This window comes from Nonomuraea sp. NPDC003727 (genome assembly GCF_053586935.1).
Window position 1 is genome coordinate 247123 of the sequence record NZ_JBSFNE010000013.1, and the last position, 21474, is coordinate 268596.

The following is a 21474-nucleotide window of genomic DNA, read 5'->3' on the forward strand; positions in this document are numbered from 1 at the left end:
AGCGAAGGTAGCGGACAAATCCCATCGCGCGCGGCGCGAGCCGGACGGTAGCGTTCTCCGGTGCCCGAACTCCAGCGCCTGCGCCCCGACCACGTCCCCGCCGTCCTCGCGTTCGAGCTCGAGAACCGGGCCTACTTCGCCGCGTCGGTGCCCGATCGTGGCGACGACTACTTCGCCGAGTTCGACGCCCGGCTCAGCGCCCTGCTCGCCGAGCAGGCCGCCGGCATCTGCCACTTCCACGTGCTGGTGGACGGCGACGCGGTGGTGGGGCGCGTCAACCTGGTCGACGTGGAGGACGGCGCCGCCGAGCTCGGCTACCGCATCGCCGAGAAGGCCGCCGGGCGTGGCCTGGCCACCGCCGCCGTCCGCCGGATCTGCGAGCTGGCGGCCACGGAGTACGGCCTGACCGAGCTGTGGGCTGTCACGACGCTGGACAACACCGGATCGCGGACCGTGCTCACCCGCGCCGGATTCGTTCCCGCCGGCGAGACGGTGCTGGAGGGCCGGCCCGGCGTGCGCTACACCCGCGCGCTGACTGACACCGCCTCCTGACCGGGGCGGTGCGGGAGGCCGGGGCTGCCGGTCGTGCCCGGCAGCCCCCAGGACCTCAGTGGGCCTTCGGCAGCGCGTCGATGAGCTTCTTCGGCGCCGGCTCGAGGGATTCCTCGAGCGCGGGAACGTCCTCGCTGCGCGTGACCAGGTCCGCGGGCGGCGGCTCGACCGTCACCTTGGCGCCCCAGCCGGTGAAACGCACGTCCGCGCTGACGTCCAGCCGGCGGTCGGAGAGCCGCTGGTCGGCCAGCATGGTGGTCAGGCGGGTCACCCTGCCCTTGTCGTCGAACCAGAGCGCCCAGGCGATCTTCACGCCGTTCCGGGAGCCGAAGGGCCGGCCCGGGATCTTGCGGATGTCGATGGCGCCCTCGGCGGAACGGGAGCTGACGGAGGAGGCGGTGGCGAGCAGCGCCTTCAGCGCCCCTGGCTGGAAGAGATCGACCGTGAGGTCCGCGGGGCGGGACTCGCCGGGAATGTCGCGCACCCACTTCTTGTCCAGCGGCAGCATGCCGATCAGCTCGCCGCCGGAGGTGTAGCTCACGCCCTTGGCCCTGATGACGAGCGTCGGGAAGCGGAAGTCCGCCTGGAGGCTTTCGGCGCTGTCGGGCGCGTAGACGCTGGTCGTCTCGTCGGTGTCGACCTGCCATCCCTTGCGGAAGCCGGCGACGCGCTCGGTGCGGATGGTGGCCAGCCGCTTGCCGTCCAGCGCGATGCGGGTGATCAGGGAGACGTTGACGCCCTTGCCGGGCGCCACCTGGGCCTGAAGCGCCTTGACCGGGTCGGCCTTGGGCGCTGCCTGCGCCGGCGGAGCGGCGACGAGCGCGGCACCCGTGGTGAGGGCGAGGCCGACGATGATCCTCTTCATGCGATTTCCTTCAACATCTGGAGGGAGGAGGAGCATCCTGCCAAAAGAAGATCACGGCCCCGTCTCGACCAGCGGCGGGCCCCCACTACGGGTGGTGCCAGGGGATGACCACGGGCTCGGCGGGCAGGTCGCCCTGGAGGAGGCGTTCCAGCAGGTCGGCCAGGTTGAGCGGGATCACGCGCTCGGCGGTGGCGCGCAACTCGGCCACGCTCCACCACCGGTGGGTGCCGAACAGGGAGCGTTCGAGGTCCTCCATGCCGGAGGTGTCCACCGTGAACTCCGGGACGCGGAGGAAGAAGAAGGAGTCGTCGGCGTGGACGCGCACGCCGTCGTTCCGGACCCAGGGGCCGGAGCTGACCGCCACCACCGGGCCGACCGCTTCGGGGACGACCGTGTGCCCGGTCTCCTCGCGCAGTTCTCTGGCGGCGGCCACGGCCAGGTCCTCGCCCGGCCGGACACCGCCGCCCGGAGTGAACCAGGCGTGGCCGGAGTTCTTCGTCAATCCCCGCCCGTGGTACAGCAGGATCCTGTCGCGGTCGTCGACGAGGAGGACGCGGGCGGAGGGACGCGATATCGCTTCAGGCACGGGCGCGAGCATAGGGAGGCCTGGCGGGCCTGTCATCGCCTTTTCCGGCGACCGCGAGACGGGCCGGGAGCGTCACCGCTGTTCGTCCGGGCCGCGGTCGCGGATACGGGCTCGTACGACGTCGGGGTACCACTGGGTGAAACGAACGGCGCCGACGATCGCCGCGATCTGGATGATCCAGCCGGTCCAGATGTTGTCCGGGTCGCGCAGGACGAGGTCCCCGAAGAGGCCCGCGATCGCCGCGACCAGGAAGGCCAGCCCCCAGACGCCGGTGATCACATAGTTGGTGCGGAGGAAGACGGGCGAGTTCCAGTACGCGCGGTCGACCTGCTCGCGGGCGTACTGCAGGGTGAAGGGCCGCCGCACCGCCATGGACCCGAACGCGATCAAGGTCAGGGCGATGTTCGACATCTCGCCCGCGTACGTCTCCAGCCAGCGGCGCGTGTCCTCGCTCGCCGCCCCGCCCACCATGGCCGTGACGGCGAAGAACAGCACGGTGGCGACTTCGAGGAGCTTCCAGGAACTGCCCGGCCTGGCGATGCGGGCGGCCACGATCAGGAAGAGGGAGGCGGCCAGCGCCAGCATCACCGCCGACTCGAACCGCCCCGGGCCGACGAGCACGGAGAAGATGATCCACGGGGCCATGCCGACGGCCGGATTGTCCAGGACGCCGGTCGGTTTCCCGCGAGCCTGGGCGTTCATGGGCGCGCCTTACGTCACGGGTTCCTCACTGCCAGTGTGCCCTCCTCGTTCGGCCATCTGCCAGGGGGACGCGCCCCGTCGCGGGGGCCGCCGCGCCTCCGGTGGTGGTGTCAGGCGCCCGGTCAAAGCCGGTCGAGGATTTGGCGCAGCTGGTCCACCTCGGCCTGCTGGGTCGACGCGATGGTCCTGGCCAGTTCCCTGGCCTCGGGGTTGACGCCCCGTGCCTGCTCGGCCTCGGCCATCTCGATCGCGCCCTTGTGGTGAGCGATCATCAGCTGGCCGAACAGCTTGTCGAAGGCGGCGCCCTCGGCGGCCTCGAGCCGCTTCATGTCGTCGGCGGACATGATGCCCGGCATGTCGTGGTGCATGCCGTCCGAGGGCATGGGCCGGCCCCAGGCCCCCAGCCAGCTCCGCATGCTCTGGATCTCCGGCTCCTGGGCCGCCTTGATCCTGGCGGCCAGCTCCTTGACCTCGGGGTCGGCCGCGCGGGTCTCGGCCAGCTCGGCCATCTCCACGGCCTGCTCGTGATGCGGGATCATCATCTGCGCGAACATCACGTCGGCCTCGTCGAAGGCGGCGCCGGGCTGCGCGGTGGCCGTGGTGGCGACCGCGCCCGGCGCCGCGGCGGGCCCTTCCGGTCCGGCCGTCGCGGTGCCGCAGGCGGCGACGAGCAGCGTCGTCGCGGCGCCCACGGCGAGCCGCAGCCGCCGGGCGCCCGATCGGTCGGTGGACATCATGGCTGGGTGCCTCCTGGTGATCGGTGTGCACACAAACCGGAAAACTCCTCACATATCACTATGAGCCATAGTAAGAAGGAGCTGCTAGAAGGAACTATCCAGGCCAAGCCTTACGACTATGGATAGTAGCTATCCGACGCCCCAGCGCACCCAGTACTGGAGCGCTCCGGCGACCAGTTGCACCGCCATCGCGGCGGCGAGCAACCCCATGACCCGCGTCACCAGGTTGAGCCCGTTGTCCTTGAGCAGCCGCCCGATGAGCGAGGAGAAGCGCAGCGTGAGCCAGGTGATCGCCAGAGCGGCCACCATGGCCAGGACGACGGCCAGCGTGGCCGGCCCGCTGTCGGCCTTCTCCATGTAGAGCATGGTGGCCGCGATCGCGCCCGGCCCGGCCAGCAGGGGCGTGCCCAGGGGCACGAAGGCGACGGCGCCACTCTCGGCCCTGGCCCGGTCGCGGGCGCAGTCCGCCTTGAGCAGGTCGAGCGCGATGAGACCCAGCAGCGCACCGCCCGCGACCTGCAACGCCTGCAGGGAGATGCCGAGCGCGTCGAGCAGCCGGTCGCCGAGCACAGCGAAGACGGCGACGATGCCGGCCGCGACCAGCACCGAGATCCTGGCGGTACGGCGCCGCGCCGCCGGCGTCTGGGCGCGGGTGAGGGTGAGGAACACCGGGATGGCGGCGAGCGGATCGAAGATGACCAGAAGCGTGACGAAGGCCTGGACGAACAGGGCGGTGGACATGAGACGACCCCACGGGTGAAAGGGAGGATCCCGCCCGCCGTCAGGAAGCCTCGGCGGGCAGGCTGGACCAGGTCGCCGCCCACTCACAGGGCACGGTCCAGCGCAGCCACACCGCCACGCCACGCCGTCCGTCGATCATGCCCGCCGTAACCGCGGGGCTCTCCGAGCTATTCCGTCAGTCAGCGCCCGGATGGCCATCCGGGTGGCCACTGGACCAAACTTGACCTGCGCGAGCCTGACTGGAGGGTTTACTACTTCGTATAGTTATTTTGTCGGATCGACGCAAGCTGCGAACGCCCGGCGGCCCGACAGGGGTGGACATGTCCGACAGTTTCCCCGTGATGCCGGACATGTCCACCCGGTTTTCGCCTATATACCCCCCACCCGTATATGATGCGGACGTGACCTCTCCGGAACGACGCTTCGTCGAGCACCTCACCCGCTGGCTCGGCGGCTGGCCGGCCACCACCGGCCTCGACATCATCGCCGAGCCCGGGCGCGCGCTCCCCGGCTGGGACGGCCTGCTCCACCCCGTCCTGGGCGTGGCCGGACCGGCGGGCGGAGTCCTCTCGGTCCCCCCTGCGCATGCCGAGACGATCGCCGCGCGGTACGCCGAGAACCAGGACCTGGCACACTTCGGCCCCCTGGTCCCCGCGATGGCGGGCTTTCCCGAGCGCGGCTGGTTCACCGCCGTCTACCGCTGGACGACGCGCCCCGCGCCGCTGGCCGACGCCGGTGTCTGGGTGCCCGCCCAGGACCCCGCCGTGCCGGAGTGGCTGCGCCCCTTCAACGGCGACGTGCTGGTCGCCCACGACCCGGAGACCGGCGAGCATCTGGCCGGCGTGGGGATCAAGCGGCACGACGACTACGGCCGCGAGCTCGCCGTCGTGACCGCTCCCGCCGCTCGCGGCCGCGGCCTGGCCCGCGGGCTGGTCGCGCAGGCGGCCCGCCGCGTCCTGGACGAGGGCGGGATCCCCACCTACATGCACAGCCCGGACAACCTGGCCTCCGCCGCCGTGGCGGAGGCGGCCGGGTTCGCCGACGCCGGCTGGACCGCCTTCGGCGCCACCGAACAGGCGACGCAACAGAAGACCGCCGGCTGACGCTCCCCGCCATGCGGGAAGGCAGGCCGGCTATCCCACCGCTGGGTCGGTGACAGCGTGGCGCCGGACGGGCTCGTCGTCGTCATGGTCGTGCCCGCGGCGGGCCGAGGCCAGCGCCGCCAGCGCGGTGGTGATGGGCACCGCGGCGATCAGGCCGAGGGTGCCCACCACGGCCCGGACGATCTCCTGGGCCATCATCGGGTTGGTCACGGTCTCGCCCAGCGGCTGGTCGCCGATGCTGATCAGCAGGAGCAGCGGCAGCGAGGCACCCGCGTAGGCCAGGATGATCGTGTTGATCACGGAGGCGATGTGGGCGCGGCCGACCCGGGCGGCGGCCCGGTACAGCCGCCTGGCGGTGAAGGCCGGGTTGGCGTGGGCCAGCTCCGCCACCGTGACGGCCTGGGTGACGGTGACGTCGTCGAGCACGCCGAGCGTGCCGATCAGGATGCTGGCCAGGAGCAGCCCCTGGGTGTTGATCCCATGGCCGGTGTCCAGGTAGAACGAGCTCTCGTCGGTGATCCCGTTCAGCTCCGCGAGGCCGATGGCGGCGTAGGCCAGCGCGCCGGTCAGCGCCAGGCTGGTCAGTGTGCCCACGATCGCGATCGACGTGCTGACGGTGAAGCCGTGCGTCAGGTACAGCACGGCCAGCATGATCGCGGCGGCGCCGACGACGGCCACGAGCAGCGGAGGCCGGCCGTCCAGGATGGCGGGGATCACGAAGAGCAGCAGCAGCGCGAAGGTGATGGCCAGGCCGACCAGCGCGCTGAGCCCGCGCCAGCGTCCGAAGGCCAGGACGGCCAGCGCGAACGCCGCCCCCGTCAGCCACAGCGCCGAGGAACGATCGTGGTCGGAGATCCGGTACGGCGAGGCGTCCAGCGTCTCCTCCGGCGTGTAGATCACCACCACGGAGTCGCCCGCCGCGAACGTCTGTGCCCCCGGCCCGCTCGGCAGGGGCGTCGAGACGATCTGGCCGCGCTGGCTGCCGGTGGTCAGCTCGATGCTCGCGGTGCCGCAGGTCCGCGGGTCGGCCGGCGGCCGGTCCTCGGCCGCCACGCCGTCCGGAGCCGGTTCCCTGGGGCACGGTTTCGGCGTGACGGCGATGACGGTGGCGTGCATCCGTTCCAGACCGGCGGGTTGGGGCACGTCCGGCTGCCGCCGGTCGGGCCACAGCCACAGCAGCGCCACCACGGTGGCGAGCGCGAGCGGGATGATGACCGCCAGCGTCGCGACCACTGTTGTGCGGGAACTGCTCGCGACCGAGCCGTGATGGTGGTTGGCACCCACGAACGCGATCTCCTCGGGTGACGAGCGGAGGGGTTTCCGCGGCAGACGGCTACCGCCGCGCTGGGGTCGGCGGCGGCAGGCCCCGATTCCATCAGAGAAGGCCACGGGACCCAAACCGCCACCGGGCGGTCCGCCCGTCCCGCTCATCACTTCCGCGGTGTCGACGAGCCGTCCTTCTGTCGTCTTCGTCACAGCGCGCGCGATCGCCGCGAGGACAACCCGAGAGGGGGAAGGAAACCGTCATGCCCGACCGATATCCCACCGCCGCCCGGCAGGTGGTCCGGTGCCGCCATCGGCCGATCGGCTGCCAGGGGGTGTCCTGATGAGCACGACGGACAGGCGATCCGCCGTCCCGGCCACGGGCCGCGGCCGTTCCACGGGCGGCCGGCGGATCGTCGCGGCGCTGTCGGTCACCCAGACCATCGGCTACGGCGTGCTCTACTACGCCTTCTCGGTGTTCCTGGGGCCCATGACCGCCGCGCTCGACGCGAGCGGAGCGCAGGTCACCGCCGCGCTCACCGCCGCGGTGCTGACCACGGCGCTGTGCGCGCCGCTGGTCGGCAGGTGGCTGGATGCCCACGGCGGACGCGCCCTGATGACCGCCGGATCGGTGCTCGGCACGCTCGCCGTCCTGGCCTGGTCCCAGGTGACCTCCCTGCCCCAGCTGTACGGGGTGTTCCTGGCGATCGGCGTCGCCTCGGCGATGGTGCTGTACGAGCCGGCGTTCGCGGTCATCGTCAACTGGTTCGACGGCAACGGCCGCGCCAACGCGCTGCTCGCGCTCACCATCGTCGCCGGATTCGCCTCCGCGGTCTTCCTGCCGCTCACCGGCCTGCTGGTCGACCGGTACGGCTGGCGCCAGGCGCTGGTCGTCCTCGCCGTCGGCTACGGCGTGACCGCGATCCCGCTGCACGCCTGCGTGGTCCGCCGCCGCGCCGACCCGGCCGCGGCGGCGCGACCGCCCGCGCAACGCGCCGACCTGGTCAGGGCGGCGGTGCAGGGCCGGCCGTTCTGGCTGCTCGTGGCCGCCTTCACCGCCCACAGCGGGGCCGTGGCGACGATCGCGGTCCTGCTCGTCACCTACCTCGTCCGTCTCGGCCATCCGCCGGTGTTCGCCGCCACCGTCGCGGGGCTGCTGGGCGTGCTGTCGGTGACCGGCCGCCTGGTCACCACCGGGCTGCGCCGCCGCTGGTCCGCCGCGCCGGTGGCCGCCGCGGTCTTCACCCTGCAAGGCGTGGGAGCGCTCCTGCTGCCCCTCGCCGGCCGGACCGTCGCGGGCGCGATCGGCTGCGTGCTGCTGTTCGGGCTGGGGTTCGGCGTCGGCACCATCACCCTGCCCCACCTGCTCGCCGAGCGGTACGGCACCGCCGCCTACGCCACCCTGTCCGGCCGCGTCGCGATGTTCTCCGTCGCCGACCGGGCGGCCGCCCCGCTGGCCGCCATGGCCCTGGCCCAGGCGGCCGGCTACGGCTGGGTGATGGCCGCCGTGGCACTGGCGTGCGCGACCGCGGCGTTGGCCCTGCTCGCCTACCACCGCCGCTGACCGGCGCGAGGTCCGAACAAGGTGCTGCCGTCCGAGCCCCGGCGGGGAGGGACACCAGGAGTGTTCAGCGAAGCATGGGTCACTCCAGGTTGGTGTGGCGGGAGCGCAGGGCCCGCGGCGGTTCCGACCGCCGAGTCCGGACCCGGTTCGTGACCAGGTCGGCCAGCACGAGCAGGGCGATCTCGTAGGCGCTCCCCATGGGCAGCACGGAGGTCGAGGTACGATCGTCGGCCATGGTCTGCGCGGTGACGCGGACGACGCGATCGGCCTGCCCGGCCGGCGGGCGCTCGGGCTGGGCCGTCAGGTAGAGCACACGGGCGCACGCGCGCCCGGCCACGCCGGCCAGCGCCGCGACCGTGGACAGCTCCCCGGGACCGCAGGAGAGCACGACCAGGTCGCCCTCCCCCACCGCCGGGCAGGTCATCTCCCCGACGTAGTGCGCGTCGAGCCCCGCGTGGAAGAGCCGCATCACGAGGCCGCGCAGAACCAGTCCCTCCCTGCCCGGCGCGTAGCAGGCGATCCGCCGGGCGGCGAGCAACTCCTCGGCGATCGCGTCGAGCTCGGTCCCTGGCACGCTCCCGACCGCGGCGGCGATCTCCTCCATGGCCTGCGCGGCGTCGTCGGCGAGCCGGCTGTCAGTCGTCATCGCGACCTCCTCGAGCGGCGCCGCTGATCTGGGGAACGAAGCGGTGATCAGCGGAAACTCTGTCCCAAGAATCATTCTGCTGTTCGTGCTTCTCCTGCGGCGCGCCGCCGCGTGCCGTACTGGGCGGATCTACCGTGAGCGCCAGGGCCGACGTGATCGGGGGATGCACGTGCCACAGAAGACAGAGGAAGTTCCGCCCGCCCGCTTCGTCCGGAGCGGTCCGTTGCCGCCCCATCGCGACATCGTGTTCTCCCAGCGCCTGGCTCTGGCCACCGTTCTCGTGCTCGCCATGGCCGCGGGTGTCGGCGGCTGGCTGGGCTCGGCGTCGGCCAGGCAGCCCGCGCTCCCCGCGCCGGCCGCGGCGCCGCGCGCCGTAATCACCGTCACCGCCTCGCCGCACGCCCAGGCGAGGAGCACGGCGTCGCCCGCTCCGACCCCGTCCGCGACTCCCGCCGCCAGGAAGCCGGAACCGCGCACGAAGGAGGAGAGCATGCGCGCGCGGCAGCGGCTGCTGCTGCAGACCGCCACCCGGCGCGAGCTCACGAAGGGGTTCTGCGCCGCTTTCACCGGCCTGCGGCGCGACTACTGCTGGGAGTTGCTCCTGAGGCGCTGATCACCTCGGGGGGCGGGCCGTGCTGTTCCTGACCACGAGCCGGGTCGGGACCAGGTCGGTGCCGGGCTCGGCGGCACGGCCTTCGCGGATCTGGCGCAGCACCCGCTGCACGCATCTCCTGCCCACCTCCGCGAAGTCCTGGTGGACCGTGGTCAGGGGCGGGACGAAGTGGGCGGCGTCGGGGATGTCGTCGAAGCCGACCACGCTGATCTGGTCGGGGATCGCCCGGCCGCGCTCGTGGAAGGCGCGCAGCAGCCCGAGGGCCATCTGGTCGTTGGCGGCGAACACCGCGGTGCAGCCGGGTTCGCCGGCGAGGCGGAGACCGGCGCCGTAGCCGGACTCCGCCGACCAGTCGCCGTGCAGGGGCGGAGGGACCGGACGGCCCGCCGCTTCGAGCGCGCCGCGCCAGGCCTGGGCGCGGCGCTGGCCGGCGTAGGACGTCCGCGGCCCGGTGACGTGCCAGACGGTCCGGTGTCCGAGGTCGAGCAGGTGGTGGACGGCCCGCCGCGCCCCGTCGGCCTGGTCGGTGTCGACCACGCTGTAGCGGTCTCCGGCGTCGGAGTCCACGACGACGACGTGCACACCGGGCGGCAGGCTCACGGTCCCCGCGTCGAGCAGATGGATCCCCATGATGACGATGACCGCGTCGACGGCCAGTTCCCCCATCCGGGTGAACGCCCCGAGCACGTTGTCCTGGGTCGGCACGTCGATGGGGATCAGCGTGATGGCGTAGCCCTCGGCCGCCGCGCGCGTGGCGATGGCCTCCACCGTGCGGCTGGTGCCGGTCGACGCCAGGTCGAAGAGGATGACCCCGATGGTGTTGAACCGGCCGTACCGCAGCGCGCGGGCCGCGCTGTTGGGCCGGTAGCCCAGCTCCCGCATCGCCGCCAGCACCTGCTCGCGGGTCGACCCGATGACGCCGGGCTGGCCGTTGGAGACGCGGGAGACGGTCTGCGCCGAGACGCCCGCCAGCTTGGCGACGTCCGCCATGGAGACGCGCTGCTTGCGGCGGCCGCCCGGGATGCCCGACCCGCCACGCTGGACACCACCGGTGGGCGTGGCGCCCCCGTCCATAGCCTCACCCCTTGCCTGCCCTCGGCCGATGCTCTACCGTACCGCACCAAGTTTACGTAAACATCACCCTGAGGAAATCTCTGACTCCTCTGCGTCGCCATCGATCGCGGTGATGTCGACATCGCGGGCGGCCGGCCTTCTCATGGCGGTTCGCCGGTCAGGAGGCGGGCCCCGGCTCGTGCGGCCGGCGCAGGACGCACACCTGGCGGGGGGCCAGGGTGAGGCCAGGGGCGAGGCAGGGAGCCTGCACCACCTCGCCCGCCACGTCGCCCACGGCGACGCTCCGGTCGGTGCGGTTGATGAGGAACCAGTAGTCGGCGTCGCCGCCGGTGCGGATCGCCAGCTCCACCGCTCCGGCGACCGCTGCCGGGAGTTCGGGGCGCACCCCGCTGAAGGCGAGAAGCCGGGACAGCACCGGGCCCAGGCCCTCGGGCCCCAGCCTGGTCGAGACGTAGGACGCCGAGCCCGGCCCGACGGGCCGCGTGGTCACGGCGGGCCGTCCCGCGTGGTCGCCGGACGCGTACGAGGCGACGATCTCGACATCCGGCGCGACGACGTCGATCCGATCGGTCCACAGCGTGCCGGACACGCCCAGATCGAGGTCGACGCGGTCGCCCTCCAACAGCGGCCCGAACTCCTCGATCCGGATGCCGAGCAGATCCCGCAAGGGGCCGGGATAGCCGCCGAGCCAGACGTGGTCGTTCTCGTCCACGATGCCGGAGAAGTAGGTGGTGACGAGATGGCCGCCGCCGGCGACGAACCCGTTCAGGCGCTCGGCCAGCTCTGCCGGCACGACGTGCAGGATCGGGGCGACCACCAGGTCGTAGTGCGAGAACGAGTCGCCGGAGGAGATGACGTCGACCCGCACGCCGGCCGCGGCGAAGGCCGAGTACCAGTCGAGGGCCTCCTGGCGGTAGCGCAGCCGCGAGGTGGGATGGGAGTCCAGCTCGCCGGCCCACCAGGAGTCCCAGTCGAAGACGATCGCGGCCGCGGCCCGCCGGCGGCGCGTCCCGGCGACCGGCGCGAGCGCCCGAAGCGTCGCGCCGAGATCGACGACCGACCGGAAGACCTCGCTGTCGGTGCCGGCGTGGGGAACCATCGCCGAGTGGTACTTCTCGGCTCCCGCCGCCGACTGCCGCCACTGGAAGAAGCACACGGCGTCCGCCCCGTACGCCACATGGGTCAGCGAGTCGCGGGCCAGGCCCCCCGGCTTCTTGGCCAGGTTGACGGGCTGCCAGTTGACCGCGCTGGTCGAGTGTTCCATCAGGAACCAGGGCCGTCCCCCGGCGAGCGAACCGGTGAGATTGGCCGAGAACGACAGCTCGTCCTGCGCCTGCGGTCCGGTCAGCAGGTAGTGGTCGTTGGACACGAAGTCCACCTCGGGCGCCCAGTCGGCGTAGTTCATGCCGCTGGTGTCACCCATGACCATGAAGTTCGTGGTGACCGGGATCCGCAGCGTCAGCTCCCTCAGCACGCTCCGCTCGGCCCGCAGGTAGTCCTTGAGCGCGTCGGAGGAGAAGCGTTTGAAGTCGAGCTGCTGGGTCGGGTTCGGGTAGGAGGCGGCCAGCCGAGGGGGCAGGATCTCCGCCCAGTCGCCGTACCCCTGGGACCAGAACGCCGTCGCCCACGCCCGGTTCAGCTCCTCGATCGTGCCGTACCTGTCGCGCAGCCAGATCCGGAAGGCCGCCGCCGCGTCGTCGGAGAAGTCGTAGACGTTGTGGCAGCCGAGCTCGTTGGAGACGTGCCAGGCGGCCAGGGCCGGATGCGTTCCGTATCTTTCCGCCATGGCGCGGACCAGGCGCAGGGCGTGCTCGCGGAAGATCGGCGACGTCGGGCGCCAGTGCTGGCGCGCGCCCTGCCACAGCGTGCGGCCGTCACGGTCGACGGGGAGGATCTCCGGATGCCTGGTGGTCAGCCACGGCGGCGGGGACGCGGTCGCGGTGGCCAGGTCCACGGCGATGTCGTGGGCATGGAGCAGATCCATCACCTCGTCCAGCCACTCGAAGGTCCACACGTCCTGGCGGGGCTGGAGCCGCGCCCACGAGAAGATGGCCAGCGAGACGATGTTCACCCCGGCCTGGCGCATCGCCCTGACGTCCTCCTCCCACACCTCCCTGGGCCACTGCTCGGGGTTGTAGTCGGCACCGAAGGCCAAGCGTCCGCGCGAGCTGTCCGAAGGCCAGCGAAGCCAGCCCGGCCTGGACTCGTCATTGATCGTCACAACCACTCCTGCCCGGTCACCCAGTCTCATGTTTACGTAAACATACGCTATCGGGCCCGCCCGGTTCGAGCCGTCCGGGCGGGCCCTCCTACCAGGCGACAGGGAGCCGGCGCACGCCGTAGATGGTCATGTCCGTCCGCAGCGGGATCTCCTCGTGCGGTACGGCCAGCCGCAGGCCGGGGAAGCGGTCGAGGAGCGCGCGGTAGGCGACGCGGAGCTCGATCCTGGCGAGCTGGTGGCCGAGACACTGGTGGATGCCGTGCCCGAAGGCCAGATGCCCGGCCGTCGGCGGCCGGGTGACGTCGAGGACCTCCGGGTCGGCGAACCGTTCGGGATCGCGGTTGGCGGCGGGGATGGAGACCGTCACCACCTGCCCCTTCCTGATCGTCCGGCCGCCGATCTCGACGTCCTCCAGCGCGGCCCTGAGCGGACCGAGATGGGCGACGGACAGGTACCGCAGCAGCTCCTCGACGGCACCGTCCAGCAGGGACGGGTCCTCACGCAGGGCGGCGAGCTGCGCCGGGGCGCTCAGCAGGGCGTAGGCGCCCAGTCCCAGCATGTTCGCCGTGGTCTCGTGCCCGGCGACCAGGAGCAGCAGCCCCATCCCGGCGATCTCCTCGTGGGTGGCCTCCCCGGCGGCCACCAGGCCGCTGAGCAGGTCGTCGCCCGGTTCGGCCCGCTTCCTCGCGACGAGCTCGAAGAGGTAGCCGAACAGCGCCGCCGTCGCCGCCCCCACCTCCTCCTTGCCCGACCCCACCCGCAGCGCCGTGGCGGCGTCGCGCTGGAAGCGCTCCCGGTCGGCGTACGGCACGCCGAGCAGCTCGCAGATCACCAGGGACGGGACGGGCAGCGCGAACTCCTGGACCAGGTCGGCGGGCGCGCCCCCGTCCTCCATCGCGTCCAGCGCGTCCGCTGCGATCCGGGCGATACGTGGTTCGAGCCTGTTCATCCGGCGCACGGTGAACTGGGCGGCCAGGTGCCTGCGCAGGCGGGTGTGGTCGGGCGGGTCCATCTGGAGGAAGAAACCGGGAGGCGTGGCGAAGTTCTCCGGAGCGAGCCCCTCCCAGCGGATCGGCCAGCGCAGATTCTCCATGCGGCTGCTGAAGCGGGGGTCGGCCAGCACGGCCCTGACCGCGGAGAAGCCGGTCACCAGCCAGCCCTCGTGGCCGTCGGGATAGCTCAGCGGCCGGATGGGCGCTTCCTCCCTCCAGCGGCGAAGCACCTCGGGAGGGTCGAAGGGGGACGGGCGCTCTGTCGGAAAGGTGACGGGGGTGGGTGCCGCATCGGTCATGAGACGCTCCTTCGTCGGGCTCTACATCTGTAGATACCTCTACAGAAGTAGAGTAGCGAGGAGCCGCCGCGGCCCGGTGACGAGGTCTTCCTGGAAGGCCGGCGATGCCCTCCGGTCACCGCTCGCCGGCGGCGCTCAGCAGCGAGCCGATCGCGGGGCGCAGGTCGGGAACCTCGTCCGAGTCCGCGCCGACCAGGCGGTCGAACAGCAGCCCGTCGGCGAAGGCCAGCAGGTCACGCGCCCACAGGTCGGCGTCGGGCACGCCCCAGGCGGCCAGCAACTCGACGACCATGGCGCGCAGCCGGGCCCCGCCGGCGACGAGCACCCCGCGCAGCTCCGGTCGCCGCGTCGCCTCCAGGGACAGCTCGTACCTCGCCAGCTGGCGATCACGGTCAGTGGTGAGCCACCGCCCGATCACCTCCGCGACGGCGTCGACCAGACCGTCCCGGCCGGGCGTCGACGACTCCGCCAGCTCCCGCAACGCGGCCAGGTCGGCGGCGGTGTGCTCGGCCAGCCGTTCGACCGTCGCCTGAAGCAGCGACTGACGGGTGCGGAAGTAGTACGACGTCGACCCCTCCGGCAGGCCGGCGGCCCGATCGACGGCACGGTGGGTCAACCCGCGCATGCCCTCCGCGGCGAGGAGGGAGATCGCCACGTCGGCGATCTCTTGTCTTCTGGACACTCACCAAGTGTAGAGACGGGCGCGCCTACTCCTCCAAAGCGGCGAGCAGCCGGTCGCTCTCGCTCGTCCAGTAGGCCAGCCCCAGGCGGGCATGGGTCTCCCGGGCCCGCCGGGCGTGCCGGCGCGCGAGGTCGCGATCGCCCGTCGCGCCGGCCAGTTCGGCCAGCACCATGTGCATCGATCCCCACGCGGCACCGCCCATGCCGCTCACGACAAGCCGTTCGGCGTACGGCGCGAGCCTGCGGTAGTGGGCGGCGGGGTCGGGCGCCCGCAGCCGCGCGGCGACATGACCCCAGACGACCGTCAGGAACTCGGTGGCCCAGTCCTCGCGGACCTCGCTGCCCCACCGCTCCAGCAGCCGGCGGGCGAGCGCGGTGTCGCCGACGTCGAGAGCGGCCAGCACGGCGACGGGGCGCAGCGGCACGAGGCCGGGGTCGTGCGCCCGGGAGATCAGCCGGTCGGCGATCTCGGCCACTCGGCCCTGACCGCGCCTGCAGGTGTACAGGGTGATCAGACCGGGGTAGTCGACCGCCCACATGCCGATCCCCTGGAGCAGCGCGGTGAACTCGGCGGCCAGAACCTCGGCCCGTTCCCAGTGGCCGCGCAGGTTGTGGCCCGCGGCCTCGGCGATCCGGGCCATGCCGGTGAGCTCGGGCCGCTTGAGCTCGTCCACCAGCCACCGGCAGCGGGACAGGTCGCGCTCCCACGCGACCAGTTCGCCGGCCCGCAGCAGGTGCGCCATGCGGAAGACCCGCGCCACCGCCTCGGTCGGCGGGTCCAGCGGCAGGGACAGCATCTCCTCGACCGCCTGGCGGCGCTGCTCCTCGCGTTCCGGCACCCATGCCGCCACCAGGTAGTTGTTGAGCGAGCGGGCCAGCAGGCCAGGATCACCCGTACGGCGGGCCACCCGCACGCCCTCCTCGGCCAGCCGTTCCCCCTCGGCGCGGCGCGGGGAGTAGTAGAGCTCCAGGCCGAGGTTGCCCAGCACGGTCGCCCGTTCGGCGTCGCCGAGCGGCTCGGCCACCAGGCTCTCGAGCAGGGCGATCATCGTCGCGTCGACCTCGCCGTAATGGCGCCAGTTCCACACCGACAGGCCACCGAACACCTTGACGGCCTCGATCAGCGTGGCGCGGTCGCCGATCCGGGCGGCGAGCGTGATCGCCTCCTCCAGCGCCGACCGTGCCCCGCTCAGATCCCCGACCACTCTCAGCGCCTCGCCGTGGCCGACCAGCAGGGCGCAGCGCCGCGCGGGATCGGCGGGGCCGAGCGCGGTGAGAGCCTTCGCCCACCAGGTGACCGCCTCGGCGTACGCGCATCGCGAGGCGGCCTGGCCGGCGGCCCGGACGGCGTAGTCGACCGCCTGCGCCGCGCCGCCGGCGCGGGAGGCCATGACGAAGTGATGGGCGAGCACGGACACCTCGACGCCGGGCAGCGTCTCCAGCGCCAGTCCCGCGCGCAGGTGCAGCTGAGCCTTGCGGACGCGACTGAGGTCGGCGTAGAGGGCGTCGCGGACGAGGGCGTGCGAGAAGCGGTAGTCGAAACCGTCCGGGACCTCGACGAGCAGCCCCGTCGCCACTGCCGGTTCCAGCAGCGCCATGACCTCCTCCGCGGGTGTGCCGCTGACGGCTTCGATGGCGTCGAGGCTCACCTCCCGGCCGAGAACCGCTGCCGAGCCGAGCAGGGCGCGGGTCTGCTCCGGCAGCCGGGCCACGCGGCGGCCGATCACCTCCCGCACCCCGGCCGGGACGCCGAGGGAGGCCGCGTCGAGCCGGTGCTCGCTGTCCAGCAGCCTGATCAGTTCGCCCAGGTAGAAGGGGTTGCCGGCGGTCCGGTCGAAGAGCACGCCGGCCAGCCGCGGGTCGGGCAGGCCGCGCCCGGTCAGGTAGGTGAGGACGTCCTCCCTGGTGAAGGGCGGGAGCGCGAGGCGCTCGGTGCCGCGTTCGCGGGCGAGGGCGGCCAGGGTGTCGCGCAGCTGGTCGGGGTCGCCGCCGGGTTCCGGCCGCATGGTCGCCAGCACCAGCACCGACGTCCTGTGCAGCGCTCCCGCCGCGAAGGCCAGCAGGCGCAGGGACGACGCGTCGGCCCAGTGCAGGTCCTCCAGCACGACGAGCACCGGGCCCACCGACCTGAGCGCGTGGACCACGCGTTCGTGCAGCTCGAACAGGGCGGCGCCGGGGTCACCGTCCCGTCTCGCGGTGACCCCGGACAGCGCGCCCAGCGCGTCGGCGGCCTCCTCGCCGAGGTCGCGCAGCACCTGCAGCCATGGCCAGAAGGCCGGGGCGCCCGTGTCCTCGGCACAACGTCCCCACGCGACAGCCAGTCCCAGCGCGTCCGTCTCGTCCGCCACCGCCTCGGCGAGGCTGGTCTTGCCGATCCCCGCCTCGCCGGAGACCAGGAGCACGCCGCCCCGGCCGCGCCGGGCTTCCGCCAGGCGCTCGCCGACCCGCTGGAGCTGCTCCTGCCTGGCGACCAGCCCGTCCCTCACGAGGGTGCCGGCCGGCCCAGGACTGACGGGGACGGGACCGACCGGGACAGAGCCGGCCGGGACAGGACCGGCAGGGACGGCGGCGGCCCGGGCGGGACCGGCAGGGGCCGGTTCCAATACCGGCGACTGGTCGAAGACGTCCCGCTCCAGCCGCCGCAGCTCCGGACCCGGCTCCAGGCCCAGCTCGTCGGCGAGCCGCGCCCGGACCCTGCGCAGTGCCGCCAGGGCGTCGGCCTGCCGTCCCGAGCGGTAGAGGGCCAGGACCAGCAGCCGCCACACGCGCTCCCGGAACGGGTACTCCTCCACCAGGCGTTCGAGATCGGCCACGCACGAACCGCTGTCACCCAGCGCCAGCCGGGCCTCGAACCAGTCCTCGGTCGCCGAGGCACGCAGCTCGGTGAACCGCGCGACGACCGGCTGGACGAAGTCGTGGCCGGCGAACTCGGCGAGCGGCTCGCCGCGCCACGTCTCCAGCGAGCGGCGCAGGAGATCGGCCGCCGTGTCGTGGTCGTGCTGGACGAGCGCCCTGCGGCCGTCCTCGGCGAGGGTGGTGAAACGGACCAGGTCCACCTGGTGGGGTGCGACGGCCAGCAGGTAGCCGGGCTCCCTGGTGATCAGCACCTTCGGCGGCGTGCGCGGCGGCCGCCCCGGCTCCAGGGCGCGGCGCAGCTGGGAGATGTAGGCCTGGAGCGTTCCCGTGGCGCTCGACGGCGCCTCCCCTGACCACAGCTCGTCGATGAGGCGGTCGAGGGAGACGACGCGCCCCGGCTCCAGGGCGAGCACGGCCAGCACCGCCCGCTGCTTGCGCCCCCCGAGATCGACGGCATGCCCCGCCGAGTCCGTCACCTCGAACGGGCCGAACAGCCGAAAGTCCACGCTTCCTCACCAGAGCCGGAAAACACTCGAAAAGTGTAGGGCCATGCCGCGGGAACCCGTGGACTCCTAGTCACCTCCTACTCGCCTGCAAACCAGCTGCGGCAGGCTATGGCGCGAATGCCGCAGTGATCAGGAGGAAAGTGTGACATCCATCGGAACCGACCTGCGCCGCGTGGTGCGCGGCCGTGTCCTCGCGCCCGGCGACGACGCGTTCGAGACCGCCAGGCTGCCCTGGAACCGGGCGATCGACCAGCAGGTACGGGCGGTCGTCGAGATCGAGGACGCGGCCGACGCCGCCGCCGTCATCCGCTACGCCAAGCTGCACGGCGTCGGTGTCACCGCGCAGGCCGGCGGGCACGGCGCCTCGTCCCATCTCGACGGGACCATCCTGGTCCGCACCGGACGCCTGCGGGGGATCGACGTCCGGCCGGAGCAGCGGATCGCCCAGGTCGAGGCGGGCGTGCAGTGGGGCGACCTGCTCCTCGCGACCGGCAAGCACGGGCTGACCGGCCTGCCGGGCAGTTCCCCCGTCGTCAGCGTCACCGGTTACACCCTCGGCGGCGGCATGAGCTGGTTCGGCCGCCGGTACGGGCTGGCCGCCAACGCCGTGCGCGCGTTCGACGTCGTCGACGCCGACGGCGCTCGCGCCCACGTCACGGCGGAGTCGGACCCGGACCTGTTCTGGGCCCTGCGCGGCGGAGGCGGCGACTTCGCGCTCGTGACCTCGATGGAGGTGGACCTGCACCCGGCGCCCGTCCTGTACGGCGGGCGGCTGCTGTGGCCGGCCGACCGCGCCCCACAGGTGCTGGACGCCTTCAGGGAGGTCACCGCCACGGCCCCGGACGAGCTGACCGTCTGGTTCACCATGCTCAGGTTCCCGCCGCTCCCCCACGTGCCCGAGCCGTTGCGCGGCCTCGCCGCCGTCGCGATCGACACCACGTACCTGGGCGCGGACGACGAGGCGCGGGCCCTGCTCCAGCGCTTCGAGACCATCCCGGGCACGATCCTCGACACGCGCGCGCCCATGGCGCTGGACGCCCTCGGCGGCATCTGCGCCGAGCCGACCCAGCCCGTGCCCGGGATGCAACGCGGCGACCTGCTGGTCGGGCTCGACGACGACGTGGCCGCCGACCTCCTCGCGGCGGCAGGCGGCATCGCGCCGCTGGCCGCCGTGCAGGTGCGTCACCTCGGCGGCGCCCTGAGCCGCCCGACCCCCGGCTCCGGCGCGTGCGGCCATCTGGCGGAGCCGTACCTGCTGGGGTTGCTCGGCCCCGTCCCGACTCCTGAGGCGGCACAGGCGGTCAGGGAACGGCAGGCGGAGATCTCGCGCGCGATGATGGCCCACACCACCGGCCGCAAGCCGTACACCTATCTGGGCGGCGGGGAGAAGACCGCCGCCGCCTTCCCCCGGGACGTCATGTCGCGGCTGCGCGACATCAAGCGCCGTCGGGACCCTGCCGGAGTCATCCGGAGCAACCACCCCGTGCTCATCTCGTGAGACGGTCCGCCCGCGGGCGAGGGCGGACCGGCGGTCATCGCGGAGCGGACGGACGACGGCGTCCTCCGGATCCGCGGCCTCCGGCCCGCCCGGGACCGTCGGGCAGGCCCTAGTTGTACTTGTACAGCCGCGTCGCCACCTGGCGGTCGTCGTCGAACACCGAGGCGCGGTACATGCTCACCGGAAGGTCGTCGTGCACGGCCTTCCCGCAGGTGTTCAGCCCGGCCAGCTGGTGGATCTCGAAGCGCGCCGTGGGGTCGCCGTCCAGGAAGTACTCCGCCCGCGCCTGGTGCCGGTCGGCGCCGGTGTCACACGCGTAGACGAAGGTCTTCTTCCCGCCGAAGCACATGCTGGCGGCGCCCTTCGTCGAGGTGCAGATCTCGGAGCGGGCCCGCGCACCGGCCGGGGTCACGCGGGTTTCCCGCTTGACGGGGTTCTTGGTGACGTCGCGGACCGTCCGCCACGCGCTGACCCTGATCCGCTCGTCACCGCTGTAGACGGCGGCCCGGAACGTGACGGTCTTGCCGATCCGGCGGTTCCCCTTGATCTCACCCTTGCGGGCGAGGTTGTGGATGACGTACTTCGTGCCCAGGTAGCCGTTCTGGTAGTACTCGACCGCGGCGTGGAGCCTGTCCTTGCGCGTGTCCTCGATCGTTATGCCGGGCAGGGAGCCCTGGTCCACTCCCACGCACGCCCTCGCGCCTTTGACGCGGACGCACTCGGCCGGCGCCGAACCCACCGTCGTGGACACCGCGGCCGGAGTGACCACGCCGACCGCCGCGGTGCTGACGCGGGCCACCGGAGCAGGGCGGGCCTGGACCTCCGCCGCGGCTCCCTCCACGCCGAACGCCGCGGTCATCACCATGACCACGGCGGCCAACCTGCGATCTAATACCATTCGTCCCTCCAACCTCAGCTGTCACATGTTCCAGGTGTGACGCGCCGCATGCGGTAAAGGTTCGGATGTGGAGGGATATGACCGTCAGGCCGTGGCCGGTCGCGCTCCCGGGCCGTACCGGTGAAGCAGCGGCTCGCCGCGGTTATCCCGCGCCGGGCCAGGCTCACCGCGGCTCGCGTCAGGCGGGGGCGACGCGGGCGAGCGCGTTCAGCAGGTGCGGCAGCGCGGGCCCCGGTGGGCCCGGGGGTACGGCCAGCGACGTGGTGAGGGCGGGCTCGGCCAGCGGCCGCAGCGTGACACCCGGAAGCACCGGCAGCCCGTTGACCTCGTAGAAGACCGTCCACGACGGTGTCCCGGCGCCGATCGCGGTGAGGGTCTCCTGGAAGCCGGTGAACGGCGGCCCGAGCGTGGGTTCGGCGCCGGCCGCGCGCATCGTCCCGACGACCAGGTCGTGGAACGGGGGATTGTCCTGTCGTGGCGCGAGGCGGAGCGGCAGGTCGGCCAGGTGCGCCAACCGCAGGTCGGGCGTCTCGGCCCGGGGATCGCTCGAGGGGAGCGCGACGTACAGGGCGTCGGTCCAGACCGGGAGCAGTTCCAGCCCCGGTGCCGCGGTCATCGCCCGGACGAACGCGGCGTCCAGTTCCCCGGAGCGCACCGCGGCCAGCCGCTCGGCCAGCGGCAGCCGCCGCGGCCTGACGCGCAGCCGCGGAGCGAGGCGGGACAGCTCGGCGAGCACCTGGAAGATCCGGTCACCCGGCCCCTGGATGACGCCCAGCCGGAGCACGCCGTCCGTGCCCGCGGCGATGTCGGCGGCCACCTGCCTGGTGCGATCCGCGGCGGCCAGGACGCCACGGGCCTCGGCGAGCAGCCGCTCGCCCGCACCGGACAGGCTCACGTGCCGCGTGGAGCGGTCGAACAGCCGCACGCCGAGTTCCCGCTCCAGCCGCTGGATCTGCTGGCTGACCGCCGACTGCACGATGCTCAGCCGCTCGGCCGCGCGGGCGAACCCGCCTTCCTCGGCCACCGCCACGAAGTACTGCAGCTGGCGAAGCTCCACGCGTTACCCCGATTTATCGC

At 72.7% G+C, this 21474-nt stretch carries 19 protein-coding genes; 5 read left to right on the forward strand and 14 right to left on the reverse strand.

Going from position 1 to position 21474, the window contains the following annotated elements; all coding sequences use genetic code 11:
* Positions 1-60: 60 nt before the first annotated feature.
* Complete coding sequence (locus tag ACWDLG_RS31595; RefSeq protein ID WP_449926974.1) at positions 61-552, forward strand: GNAT family N-acetyltransferase; 492 nt, start codon at positions 61-63, stop codon at positions 550-552.
* Positions 553-607: 55 nt separating this feature from the next.
* On the opposite strand, the gene ACWDLG_RS31600 is transcribed toward ACWDLG_RS31595, so the two are convergent.
* The 5 genes from ACWDLG_RS31600 to ACWDLG_RS31620 all read right to left on the reverse strand — a co-directional run bounded on the left by ACWDLG_RS31600 (position 608) and on the right by ACWDLG_RS31620 (position 4183).
* Entirely contained in the window at positions 608-1417 is an 810-nt protein-coding gene (locus ACWDLG_RS31600; protein WP_449926977.1) for a hypothetical protein, read from the reverse strand.
* Between the two features lie 85 nt (positions 1418-1502).
* A complete protein-coding gene (locus tag ACWDLG_RS31605; RefSeq protein WP_449926980.1) occupies positions 1503-2003 on the reverse strand; it encodes an NUDIX hydrolase in 501 nt (166 codons plus the stop codon).
* A 72-nt stretch (positions 2004-2075) separates the two neighbouring features.
* On the reverse strand, positions 2076-2705 hold the full coding sequence (locus ACWDLG_RS31610) for a hypothetical protein (RefSeq protein WP_449926983.1): 630 nt from the start codon (positions 2703-2705) through the stop codon (positions 2076-2078).
* Between the two features lie 122 nt (positions 2706-2827).
* Positions 2828-3442 (reverse strand): DUF305 domain-containing protein, encoded by a 615-nt coding sequence (locus tag ACWDLG_RS31615; RefSeq protein ID WP_449926985.1) that lies wholly within the window; start codon positions 3440-3442, stop codon positions 2828-2830.
* 129 nt (positions 3443-3571) lie between these two features.
* A complete protein-coding gene (locus ACWDLG_RS31620) occupies positions 3572-4183 on the reverse strand; it encodes a MarC family protein (protein WP_449926988.1) in 612 nt (203 codons plus the stop codon).
* Positions 4184-4584: 401 nt separating this feature from the next.
* On the opposite strand from ACWDLG_RS31620, the gene ACWDLG_RS31625 reads away from it, so the two are divergent.
* Complete coding sequence (locus ACWDLG_RS31625) at positions 4585-5286, forward strand: GNAT family N-acetyltransferase (protein WP_449926990.1); 702 nt, start codon at positions 4585-4587, stop codon at positions 5284-5286.
* Positions 5287-5316: 30 nt separating this feature from the next.
* Here ACWDLG_RS31625 and ACWDLG_RS31630 read toward each other — a convergent pair whose 3' ends face one another.
* Positions 5317-6570, reverse strand: coding sequence for a YibE/F family protein (locus ACWDLG_RS31630; RefSeq protein ID WP_449926993.1), 1254 nt, complete (start codon positions 6568-6570; stop codon positions 5317-5319).
* Positions 6571-6892: 322 nt separating this feature from the next.
* On the opposite strand from ACWDLG_RS31630, the gene ACWDLG_RS31635 reads away from it, so the two are divergent.
* On the forward strand, positions 6893-8113 hold the full coding sequence (locus tag ACWDLG_RS31635; protein WP_449926995.1) for an MFS transporter: 1221 nt from the start codon (positions 6893-6895) through the stop codon (positions 8111-8113).
* Between the two features lie 79 nt (positions 8114-8192).
* Here ACWDLG_RS31635 and ACWDLG_RS31640 read toward each other — a convergent pair whose 3' ends face one another.
* The gene (locus tag ACWDLG_RS31640; protein ID WP_449926998.1) at positions 8193-8759 is read right to left on the reverse strand and encodes a hypothetical protein; all 567 of its coding nucleotides are present in this window, start codon (positions 8757-8759) and stop codon (positions 8193-8195) included.
* 244 nt (positions 8760-9003) lie between these two features.
* On the opposite strand from ACWDLG_RS31640, the gene ACWDLG_RS31645 reads away from it, so the two are divergent.
* Positions 9004-9372 (forward strand): hypothetical protein, encoded by a 369-nt coding sequence (locus ACWDLG_RS31645; RefSeq protein ID WP_449927001.1) that lies wholly within the window; start codon positions 9004-9006, stop codon positions 9370-9372.
* Here the strand turns inward: ACWDLG_RS31645 and ACWDLG_RS31650 are convergent, their stop codons facing one another.
* The 5 genes from ACWDLG_RS31650 to ACWDLG_RS31670 all read right to left on the reverse strand — a co-directional run bounded on the left by ACWDLG_RS31650 (position 9373) and on the right by ACWDLG_RS31670 (position 18001).
* Positions 9373-10446 (reverse strand): LacI family DNA-binding transcriptional regulator, encoded by a 1074-nt coding sequence (locus tag ACWDLG_RS31650; protein ID WP_449927003.1) that lies wholly within the window; start codon positions 10444-10446, stop codon positions 9373-9375.
* A 157-nt stretch (positions 10447-10603) separates the two neighbouring features.
* Positions 10604-12667: a beta-galactosidase gene (locus ACWDLG_RS31655; RefSeq protein ID WP_449927006.1), complete on the reverse strand. Its 2064-nt coding sequence runs from the start codon at positions 12665-12667 to the stop codon at positions 10604-10606.
* A gap of 88 nt (positions 12668-12755) precedes the next feature.
* Positions 12756-13958: a cytochrome P450 gene (locus tag ACWDLG_RS31660; protein ID WP_449927009.1), complete on the reverse strand. Its 1203-nt coding sequence runs from the start codon at positions 13956-13958 to the stop codon at positions 12756-12758.
* A gap of 115 nt (positions 13959-14073) precedes the next feature.
* Complete coding sequence (locus ACWDLG_RS31665; RefSeq protein ID WP_449927012.1) at positions 14074-14640, reverse strand: TetR/AcrR family transcriptional regulator; 567 nt, start codon at positions 14638-14640, stop codon at positions 14074-14076.
* 25 nt (positions 14641-14665) lie between these two features.
* The gene (locus tag ACWDLG_RS31670; RefSeq protein WP_449927015.1) at positions 14666-18001 is read right to left on the reverse strand and encodes a BTAD domain-containing putative transcriptional regulator; all 3336 of its coding nucleotides are present in this window, start codon (positions 17999-18001) and stop codon (positions 14666-14668) included.
* A gap of 142 nt (positions 18002-18143) precedes the next feature.
* Between ACWDLG_RS31670 and ACWDLG_RS31675 the strand changes: the two genes are divergently transcribed.
* On the forward strand, positions 18144-19499 hold the full coding sequence (locus ACWDLG_RS31675; RefSeq protein WP_449927018.1) for an FAD-binding oxidoreductase: 1356 nt from the start codon (positions 18144-18146) through the stop codon (positions 19497-19499).
* 109 nt (positions 19500-19608) lie between these two features.
* Here the strand turns inward: ACWDLG_RS31675 and ACWDLG_RS31680 are convergent, their stop codons facing one another.
* Positions 19609-20397 (reverse strand): hypothetical protein, encoded by a 789-nt coding sequence (locus tag ACWDLG_RS31680; protein WP_449927021.1) that lies wholly within the window; start codon positions 20395-20397, stop codon positions 19609-19611.
* A gap of 178 nt (positions 20398-20575) precedes the next feature.
* On the reverse strand, positions 20576-21454 hold the full coding sequence (locus ACWDLG_RS31685; protein ID WP_449927024.1) for a LysR family transcriptional regulator: 879 nt from the start codon (positions 21452-21454) through the stop codon (positions 20576-20578).
* Positions 21455-21474: the final 20 nt, after the last annotated feature.